The organism is Oculatella sp. FACHB-28 (assembly GCF_014696015.1).
Lineage (GTDB): Bacteria > Cyanobacteriota > Cyanobacteriia > Elainellales > Elainellaceae > JAAUTN01.
In genome coordinates this window covers 245,725-254,373 of sequence record NZ_JACJPJ010000095.1, presented here as the reverse complement: position 1 = coordinate 254,373, position 8,649 = coordinate 245,725, and the positions used below count along the sequence as shown (strand labels likewise).

The window sequence follows — 8,649 nt, the reverse complement described above, 5'->3', positions numbered from 1 at the left end:
TTTGCAGGACGTTATCGCAACCGCAGAAAACGGTTTGGCTTGCGCTTGAACCTGATTGCTGGCTTACTCAACTATGAATTGGCACATGCCTCTTGATTCATGCAGGAAGTCTAGTATTTCTCCGTAATTCTCCTGTTAGGTTTTGATCCCTTAAACAGTAGGGTGGGCAATGCCCGGAGGCGAAATGTTTGTTGCTAGCGCTCCTCATCTTGACTCTTCAACTGACGGAACTGACCAGGATGTTTTTATCTCCTATTCGCGGGCAGACAAAACCTTTGTCAAATCGCTCTACGAAAAACTCAGCGCGACTGGACGCGGCGCTTGGGTTGATTGGGAAGACATTCCCATTACCGCTGAATGGTGGAGAGAGATTGAGGCTGGCATCGAATCAACGAATACATTTGTCTTTATTATCAGTCCCGCTTCGGTTCAATCAAAAGTGTGTCGGCAGGAAATTGATCACGCCGTTTTTAATCACAAACGATTATTACCAATTGTGTGGCGAGAGGGTTTTGAACAGGAGCAAGTTCATCCAGCGCTGAGAAGACATAATTGGCTTTTCTTTCGGGAAAGTGATGATTCTGATCAAGCACTTCAGTCGCTAATTAACGTGAGTTCGGGTTAAGCTAAACGCTGCAAGGTTTGGTATAAAAGGCTTTAGGCAAAGGGTATTGCTGTAGGCTCTTCTCAATAAGGTTGTTTATTGAGAAAAATTGCATCTGTGGACCTTGCTGACAATAGCTTGATTCACTGCAACGAAATGAGGTACGAAAAATCAGGGGTTCTGACGATTTCTTATCCCGAACTCACGTTAATTAAAGCGCTCGACACAGATTTAGAGCATGTTAAAACGCACACTCGCTTGTTGGTGAGAGCGAATGAATGGGTTTACAAAAGGCGCAACGAAAGCTTCTTGTTGAGAGGTAGTGATCTAGAAGAAGCAGAACAATGGTTGACCAAAGGAACGGACAAAGAACCCTTTCCAGCTCAAGTGCAGCGCGAATATATTATTCAAAGCCGTAGGGCTCAAACGGAGCGGCAGAAAACAGAAAATCGGCGGCAGAAAATTGCCCTGGTTAGTGTTAGTTTTGCTCTCTGTATTGCAGGCATATTTGGTCTAGTTGCTTTTTCTCAGTGGCAGAAGGCAGAACGGCGGCAACTGACGGCGATCGCCACCACTTCAGAAGCCCTGTTTTCATCCAATCAAGTTTTTGATGCATTGATCGAAAGCCTGCGGGCTGGAACTACCCTGAATCGTTCGGCTTGGACTCGTGATGTTCAGATTCATTCTGATATCGTCACCTTGCTCCAGCAGTCAGTCTACTGGGTGAGAGAGCGCAACACCTTAGAAGGACATAGCGAGACGGTTTGGGGAGTAAGTTTTAGCCCCGATGGACAAACCCTTGGCACTGCAAGTTGGGACGGTACGGCTAAGATTTGGAGCATTGATGGGCAGGAGGCAATTACCCTGCGGGGGCACAGCGATCGCATCAACAACATCAGCTTTAGCCCCGATGGACAAAGAATTGCCACAGGTAGTTTCGACCAAACGATGAAACTTTGGTCACGCGACGGGCACTTACTGCACACCTTTCAGGGACATAGTCAGGGAGTTTGGGACGTTAGCTTTAGCCCCGATGGCAACATGTTAGCTACTACAAGCCGAGATGGTACTGCAAAACTTTGGCGCTCGGATGGCAAACTGTTGACCACACTCGAAGGACATACAGACGAGGTTCACAGCGTCAGTTTCAGCCCGGATGGACAAACCCTTGCAACGGCAAGTCGCGATAAAACAGTCAAAATTTGGACTTTGAAAGGGCAACTGATACGCACCATCTCCCACAACGCTGCCGTTTGGGATGTTAGCTTCAGTCCGGATGGTCGAACCCTTGTGACAGCTAGCCAGGACAAAACTGTCAAACTGTGGACGTTAGATGGCAGGCTGCTCAACACTTTTAATGGCGAAGATGCATTTTTGAGCGCCAGCTTTAGCCCAGATGGGCAAAGCGTTGCCGCTGTTGGCTATGAAAAAGTGGTGAGACGTTGGAATCTGAATGGCGACCTGATTGGCACATACACTCATGATGGCGATGGCGGTGGTGGAGTAGCCTTTAGCCCTGACGGTAAAACCCTTGCTGCGGCTAGTTTCGATCGCACCGTCAGGCTATGGCAAATTGAAGATACAGGGCTAAGAAGATTAATAGGGCACCAAAACTGGGTATTTGGGCTAAATTTTAGCCCTGATGGAGAGGCGATCGCCACCGCCAGCCGAGACGGCACTGTCAGAATCTGGAATCGTCAAGATGGAAAACTCCTCCACACCCTAACGGAACACGACGGCGCGGTCTGGAGCGTTAGTTTCAGTCCGGACGGCAATCTAATCGGCACAGCCAGTAATGACGCGACTGCAAAACTTTGGACACGCGACGGGAAATTGCTGACCACGCTCACCGGACACGACGGCGGCGTGTTGAGCGTTACTTTCAGCCCAGACAGCCAAGTGATTGCAACCGCCAGTGCTGATCAAACGGTGAAACTGTGGAACCGCGAGGGCAAACTGTTGCGAACTCTGCTCGGACACGACGGAGAAGTATCAGGCGTTGCGTTTAGCCCCGATGGCACCACGATCGCCACCGTTGGCAATGACCACACGGTAAAACTGTGGACGGTAGAGGGTGAATTGCTCGATACCCTCACTGGACACACAGGAATTGTCTACGACGTGCGCTTTAGCCCAGACGGCACCATGCTTGCCACAGCTAGTCAAGACAAAACAGCACGCCTGTGGACGCGAGACGGCAAACTGTTGCGAATTCTCAAAGGGCACGACGGCATTGTCTACAATGCCAGCTTCAGCCCCGATAGCACCACGATCGCCACGGCTAGCCATGACCAAACCATCAAGCTCTGGAGCGCAACAGGAGAACTGTTACATACTCTGACGGGCACCAAAAACGTCAATCAGGATGTCAGCTTTAGCCCAGACGGTCGTACCCTAGCAACAGCAGGAAACGACAACGCCTTGACTCTGTGGAATCTGGACTACGTTGGAGATTTGCAGGAGCTAGTCACTCGCGGTTGCGATTGGGTACAGGACTATTTGGAAACGAACCCCAGTGTGGAAAAGGGCGATCGCCAAATCTGTTCCTAAAGGTCCTAAGGTTTGTCAATCCACTAGTTCTGCCAGTTCCAGCCAGCGCTCGGTAGCGGAATCGATCGTCTGGGTTAACTCTGCCAATCGTTCTGATAACTGCTGCACCTGCGTAAAGCCTGCTGGAGGATTGTGGTAAAGCGTCTTTTCGACCTCTATTTTTTCCGCTTCCAGTTTGGGAATTTCAGCTTCTAGCTGCTCAAATTCGCGCTTCTCCTTGTAGGAAAGTTTGCGAGGTTTGGTAGAGTTTTGAGTTTTGGGTTTTGAGCTTTCAGTTGAATCGGCGGGAGAATCTGCAATCTGCTCCGGAACACGAGTGGATTTGGAAGACTTAGAATTGCTAGCTTCGGTTTGTGCGGCGGATTCCTCTTCTGCTTTTTTGAAGTCAAGGTAGACCGAGTAGTTGCCAGGATATTGGCGAATGTTGCCGCCTGGTTCCAGGGCAAAGATCGTGTCTACGGTGCGATCGAGGAAATAGCGATCGTGAGAAACGACAATAACGCAGCCATTGAAGTCTTCCAGGTAGTCTTCTAGAACTGCCAGAGTTTGTACGTCGAGGTCGTTCGTTGGCTCGTCCAAAATCAGCACGTTGGGCGCACTCATCAGCACTCGCATCAAGAACAGCCGCCGCTTTTCGCCACCCGATAATTTGTGAATGGGTGCGTACTGCTGATTCCCAGGAAACAGGAATCGCTCCAACATTTGAGAGGCGCTGATCTGAGTTCCATCGGCAGTTTGGATGAATTCACCTACTTCTTTGATGTAGTCAATTACCCGCTGGTTTTCATTGAGAGCGGTGAGAAGCGCTTCGGAGTGCTGGTCAAAGTAGCCAATGTGAATCGTGGAGCCAATTTCTACCGTGCCGGAGTCGGGCTTCACCCGTCCAGTAATGATATCCATCAGGGTTGATTTGCCTGCGCCGTTGCCGCCAATGATGCCAATGCGGTCTTCAGGATTGAAGTAATAGGTGAAATTGTGGATCAGGGTGTGATCGCCATACGCCTTACTAACCTGCTCTAGCTCAATCACCTTCTTACCAATCCGCCGACCAGGAGTGGCAATATCTACTTTGCCCTGGACTTGTTTGAATTCCTGCGCCTGCATGTCACGAATTCGCTCGATGCGCGCCTTCTGCTTGGTGCTACGAGCTTTGGGGCCGCGCTTTAGCCATTCCAACTCGCGCCGCAATACGCCCTGGTGTTTGCGCTGAGAACTAACGGCAGATTCCTCAGACAGCGACTTTTTCTCCAAGTAGTAGGAATAGTTGCCGGAATAGCCGTAGAGGTCGCCCCGGTCAATCTCGATAATCCGGTTCGTGACGCGATCGAGAAAGTAGCGATCGTGGGTAATCAGCAGCAGTGCGCCCCGGTAGCGGTTGAGGTAATCTTGCAGCCATTCGACCGATAGCGCATCCAGATGGTTCGTTGGCTCATCCATGAGCAGCACATCAGGATCAGCGAGTAGCGCGGTCGCCAGGGCAATTCGCTTGCGGTAGCCGCCCGACAGGTTGCTGATTCGCTCGTCAAAATCTTCAATTCCCAGCTTGGTCAGAATAATTTTGGCGTTGGTTTCCAGTTCCCAGGCTCCAGTAGACTCCATTTGGTGAGTCAGGTGAGAAAGCTGCGACATTAGCCTATCGGCATCACCCTGTCCGTGTGCCAGCTTATGCGAAACCTCCTCATACTGCCGCACCATAGCCATCTGTTCACCGCTGTCGGCGAAGACTTGCTCTAGCACAGTGCGATTTTCGTCCAGGTCAGGCTGCTGGGGCAGGTAAACGATGTTGACTCCAGAGTTAACCAACAGTTGACCGCCATCAATGGGTTCTAGTCCCGCGATCATCTTCAGCAGCGTGGATTTGCCAGAGCCATTCGTGCCAATCAGCCCTACCTTATCGGTGGCATCCAGACTAAAGCTGCCATCTTTAAGAATTTCCTTAATGCCAAAGTCTTTTTGAACAGACTGTAGGGTGAAGATACTCATGGGGCGGAAGGATAAAGGCGAAAGAATAGAGGCGAACGCAGCCTGTAGGATGGGTCAGCGTAACGTAACCCATGCGAGCAGAAGATTAGGCGAAAACCACAACCTATACTGCTACACGTAGTAAAGAACTCGTCGTTACCTATTTTAACGTTGCCGTTGGATTGCGATCGCCCTAACCTTAAGTCACGAGCAGGTTGGCGATCGCACAACGTTTATAGAATAGGCAATTTCTGAACGTATACAACCTTCTTGGTTCCCTTTAGCTTTGCTAGTACAGGCTCACCAAACTCTAATTCCTTGATTTGACAAGGTGGATAAACCAAACATTGTCGCTTCTGCTCATCAAATTTGACGAAGCATACCCATGCATCGGGTTTATCTAAAATCGGATCTCTTCTTTGTTGACTGGCTTGAAATGTCCAGGAAAGTCCAAACCTGTTTGCCAATTCTTTTGTTTGAGTTTTTACGGCTAGATCAACTCCATCAACGCACAAATCAGCAGCCCATGATTTTTGCTTACCTTGATAGATTTCATAGTCCGGTCCTTTAGTTGTCTGACCCAGTTGTTGAAGAACTTGTTTGACAGCTTCTTCGCCCACTTTACTCACATAATGGTCATGCCGAATTTTTCTTAAATTGCTTTGATTCGTATCTGTATATGTGCCGTGGGTTCCAACAGTAGGAGCAACCTTTTCTGAAAAGCTTCTAGCTCTCTGAAGAACATCATGACCTACTAAAACTTCAATAGGCCGTTTGAAGAAACGCATTGAATTTTTCCTCTCTTCTTATGTTCTTGTTCAAAGAACATCTGCTTTCGCTACGTGTCCTCAACGTCTAGCGATCGCATCTACAGACACAATCAAACTAGGATTGCAGGGCAGCAAAACTGAATTCATCCACTAGAGAGTGCCCAGATAAAAGCTACTTCTAATATCTGTTCAGCGAGAGTTTTTGACTTTGCAGTCAAAGATAGGTTGGCGATCGCTCAATCTAATGAAGCTTTTTATGGCGATCGCATTACCAGTGTTCCAACATCAATCCATCCACGTAATCAAAGTCTGCATCATCCATTGACAGAACTACTTCTGGTATTGCTAATACTCTTTCGGTAACTGCTATGTCTCCATTCAAAAAGCGAACTGCAACAGAAGTGTCTAATGCAATCTCACCAATCATTCAAATCTACCTGTCGGCACTCTGCTGCAACTGCTCGTTGTAGCTCTTCCGCTTCTGAGTCACTCAAAATTCCAGCAAACTTTGCGAGAGGATGTTTTTGGCGTACAGCCTTAACTCGATGTAAAAAATCCAGCATGGTCTGCACTAGGTCATCGGGAGCCTGTTCAAGTTCCTGAATTAATTGCTCACGATTTGTCATCCTTTCAAGGCTCCTTGACACAACGAAAGCGGCTAGCTCTAGTATATACAAGCGCTAAATCTGCCAAAGAGGGCTTGAAATAGTGCGTTTACTTGGCAGCAACACATTTTATTAAGATGAGCGATCGCACTTTCGAGTAACTGACGGTTAGTTAGCGATCGCCTAATTCAATGAAGCTTTTGTCTTTTCATTATCGTGGTCGAGAGCAGTTTTCGCGATCGCCTGTACTGCTGCCAACGTAATTTTTGCGATCGCCATCTTGTAGGGTGCGTCATGACGCACCTTCAAACACATGTCACTATAGTCAAAACATTTGCTGGAAGATACAAGCACCATAGAACGGTGCGTTTGCTTAACAGCAACGCACCCTACCACTTCTGTACTAGTGCGATCGCTGAAGCGGATGAAGTAAGTGGCTAAGAAGTTGTTGGTTTTCCTTCGGCAACCCAACCTACGGGCGGCTCAGTAAAAATACTATCAACTATTGCCTACTGAACTCCTACGTGATTACCCCTTCAGCTTTGGATTTACGTTGGATCGCTTGGGGGCAACGCTGATTGCCCTAACGCTTCAGGGTAGAGAAACTCTCCACCGGGTGCCCGTGAAATTACCTCCTGTTGAGTCAGCTAATCCAACTGTTCCATCAGCAGTCCTGCCATCCAACCATCTCAAATTGTTAGTAGCACCCAATGCCTCTAGATGAATAGTTCGATCATCTTCATTACCGAGAATGTGAACTTTCCACTGAGTACTCACATCTCCTGTTGAGTCAGCTAATCCAACTGTTCCATCAGTCTTAACATCCAACCATCTCAAACCATCAAAATTACCCAATGTCTCTAGATGAATAATTCGATCATCTTCATTACCGACAACGTGAACTTTCCACTTGGTACCCGTGAAATCATCTCCTGTTGAGTTAGCTAATCCAACTGTTCCATCAGCAGTCCTGCCATCCAACCATCTTGTTGTTGGAGGTGGAGAAGATTGAATTCGCAACTCAATCTCTTCACCATCTCTCAACCAGTCAGGAGCAGAAGATGGCGAGGTTGTAGCAGACGACGGAGGTGAAGTGGAATCTGGTGGTGTAGGTGATGGTGTTGGATTTTCAGTATGTGGTGGTCGTGGTGAATCATCTCTAACACGTGCTTGGATTTCATAGATCCCTCCTATGGCTACTACTAGGCTTGCAATCGCTGTGAGTATTCCTGGTAAAGTTGTCCAGAAATTGCTTTTCTCTTTGCTTTCAGTCATAGTTTGCTCCCCTTTGACTTGATTGCGAGTTTCTGGCTATTGCTAAATCAACTCAATGACAACGTGGTTTGTCTTTATTCTTTCGCAGGACATCCATAGTGTGAAGACGCTTAAATGCTCTAGACTAAACTACAAATGCAAGAGAAGAATTCTTTAGCTCTATCAAAGTAAGTTTTTTATCTTGATCCTAACGTGTTTACCTCTCGCTAACTCATACAGGTGCTCTTGGTTATAGAACAAAGGTAAACGCGCCACCCACAATCAACCTCGAAGCTACTGTCTCAACAGACCAGAATGAAGCCAGCTAACAATTTGTTGTACTGAAATTTTCCGTATAACTTTTTACTCCAGGCTCCTATTCCCGAAAGTTTCTAGATAAAATGCCTTTCGATCGCATTACCCTGAAAGTTTCCGTATAATACCCGTCGCTTCAGGAATTACCTTGAAAGTTTCTGCATGATTTCAGCATTCGGTAGCGAGGTTTGTTACACGAATAAAAGGTGTGATTGCCATAAACCATGAACTTCTCCTCTAGGCTTTTCGAACGCCTACTAGGTTGGGTCGTGTTGGAGGAGATTGCTTGTTAGATGGAGAGGTGAGGAGCGATCGCCCCCTATCCCCAAAAACAATCCCTCCCCATCCTCTCCATTCCCGTCTACACCACAAACACTTATGCTGACTTGATAAACGTAAGTTCTGATTTAATAAACGTAAGTTTTGATCTGGTTACTGCTTATGCTGACTTAAAGTCCGCTTAAGTGGATCTTATGAATGAAACTTCTGACTTGGTAACTGAAACTTCTGACTTGGTAACTGTAAGTCTCGACTTGGAGATCGCTTATGCTGACTTGAAGTCCGCTTAAGCAGATCTTATGAATGTAAG

General features: G+C 47.5%; 8 protein-coding genes and 1 pseudogene. 3 read left to right on the top strand and 6 right to left on the bottom strand.

Annotated features, from left to right (window positions below):
* From H6F88_RS26805 to H6F88_RS26795, 3 genes and pseudogenes are all read left to right on the top strand, one after another.
* Positions 1-96, top strand: a pseudogene (locus tag H6F88_RS26805) (IS5/IS1182 family transposase); the annotation flags it as partial.
* 73 nt (positions 97-169) lie between these two features.
* On the top strand, positions 170-625 hold the full coding sequence (locus H6F88_RS26800) for a toll/interleukin-1 receptor domain-containing protein (RefSeq protein ID WP_242050722.1): 456 nt from the start codon (positions 170-172) through the stop codon (positions 623-625).
* Between the two features lie 135 nt (positions 626-760).
* Complete coding sequence (locus H6F88_RS26795) at positions 761-3,154, top strand: WD40 repeat domain-containing protein (RefSeq protein WP_190645860.1); 2,394 nt, start codon at positions 761-763, stop codon at positions 3,152-3,154.
* A 15-nt stretch (positions 3,155-3,169) separates the two neighbouring features.
* Here the strand turns inward: H6F88_RS26795 and H6F88_RS26790 are convergent, their stop codons facing one another.
* From H6F88_RS26790 to H6F88_RS26770, 6 genes are all read right to left on the bottom strand, one after another.
* Positions 3,170-5,137: an ABC-F family ATP-binding cassette domain-containing protein gene (locus H6F88_RS26790; RefSeq protein WP_190645859.1), complete on the bottom strand. Its 1,968-nt coding sequence runs from the start codon at positions 5,135-5,137 to the stop codon at positions 3,170-3,172.
* Positions 5,138-5,349: 212 nt separating this feature from the next.
* The gene (locus H6F88_RS26785) at positions 5,350-5,904 is read right to left on the bottom strand and encodes a hypothetical protein (RefSeq protein ID WP_190645858.1); all 555 of its coding nucleotides are present in this window, start codon (positions 5,902-5,904) and stop codon (positions 5,350-5,352) included.
* Between the two features lie 250 nt (positions 5,905-6,154).
* Complete coding sequence (locus H6F88_RS32940; RefSeq protein ID WP_206756470.1) at positions 6,155-6,313, bottom strand: hypothetical protein; 159 nt, start codon at positions 6,311-6,313, stop codon at positions 6,155-6,157.
* A complete protein-coding gene (locus H6F88_RS26780; RefSeq protein ID WP_190645857.1) occupies positions 6,303-6,512 on the bottom strand; it encodes a hypothetical protein in 210 nt (69 codons plus the stop codon). Before H6F88_RS26780 ends, H6F88_RS32940 begins: the two co-directional genes overlap by 11 nt.
* A 162-nt stretch (positions 6,513-6,674) precedes the next feature.
* Complete coding sequence (locus H6F88_RS26775; RefSeq protein WP_190645856.1) at positions 6,675-6,848, bottom strand: hypothetical protein; 174 nt, start codon at positions 6,846-6,848, stop codon at positions 6,675-6,677.
* 234 nt (positions 6,849-7,082) lie between these two features.
* Positions 7,083-7,766 carry a hypothetical protein gene (locus tag H6F88_RS26770; protein ID WP_190645855.1) on the bottom strand — a complete coding sequence of 228 codons (684 nt, stop codon included), beginning with the start codon at positions 7,764-7,766 and terminating at the stop codon, positions 7,083-7,085.
* Between the last annotated feature and the right edge of the window lie 883 nt (positions 7,767-8,649).

Bases quoted from the DNA above. Each gene is read 5' to 3' on its own strand.
- H6F88_RS26800 (WP_242050722.1), top strand. From the start codon at position 170: ATGCCCGGAGGCGAAATGTTTGTTGCTAGCGCTCCTCATCTTGACTCT.
- H6F88_RS26795 (WP_190645860.1), top strand. From the start codon at position 761: ATGAGGTACGAAAAATCAGGGGTTCTGACGATTTCTTATCCCGAACTC.
- H6F88_RS26790 (WP_190645859.1), bottom strand. From the start codon at position 5,137: ATGAGTATCTTCACCCTACAGTCTGTTCAAAAAGACTTTGGCATTAAG.
- H6F88_RS26785 (WP_190645858.1), bottom strand. From the start codon at position 5,904: ATGCGTTTCTTCAAACGGCCTATTGAAGTTTTAGTAGGTCATGATGTT.
- H6F88_RS32940 (WP_206756470.1), bottom strand. From the start codon at position 6,313: ATGATTGGTGAGATTGCATTAGACACTTCTGTTGCAGTTCGCTTTTTG.
- H6F88_RS26780 (WP_190645857.1), bottom strand. From the start codon at position 6,512: ATGACAAATCGTGAGCAATTAATTCAGGAACTTGAACAGGCTCCCGAT.
- H6F88_RS26775 (WP_190645856.1), bottom strand. From the start codon at position 6,848: ATGGTGCTTGTATCTTCCAGCAAATGTTTTGACTATAGTGACATGTGT.
- H6F88_RS26770 (WP_190645855.1), bottom strand. From the start codon at position 7,766: ATGACTGAAAGCAAAGAGAAAAGCAATTTCTGGACAACTTTACCAGGA.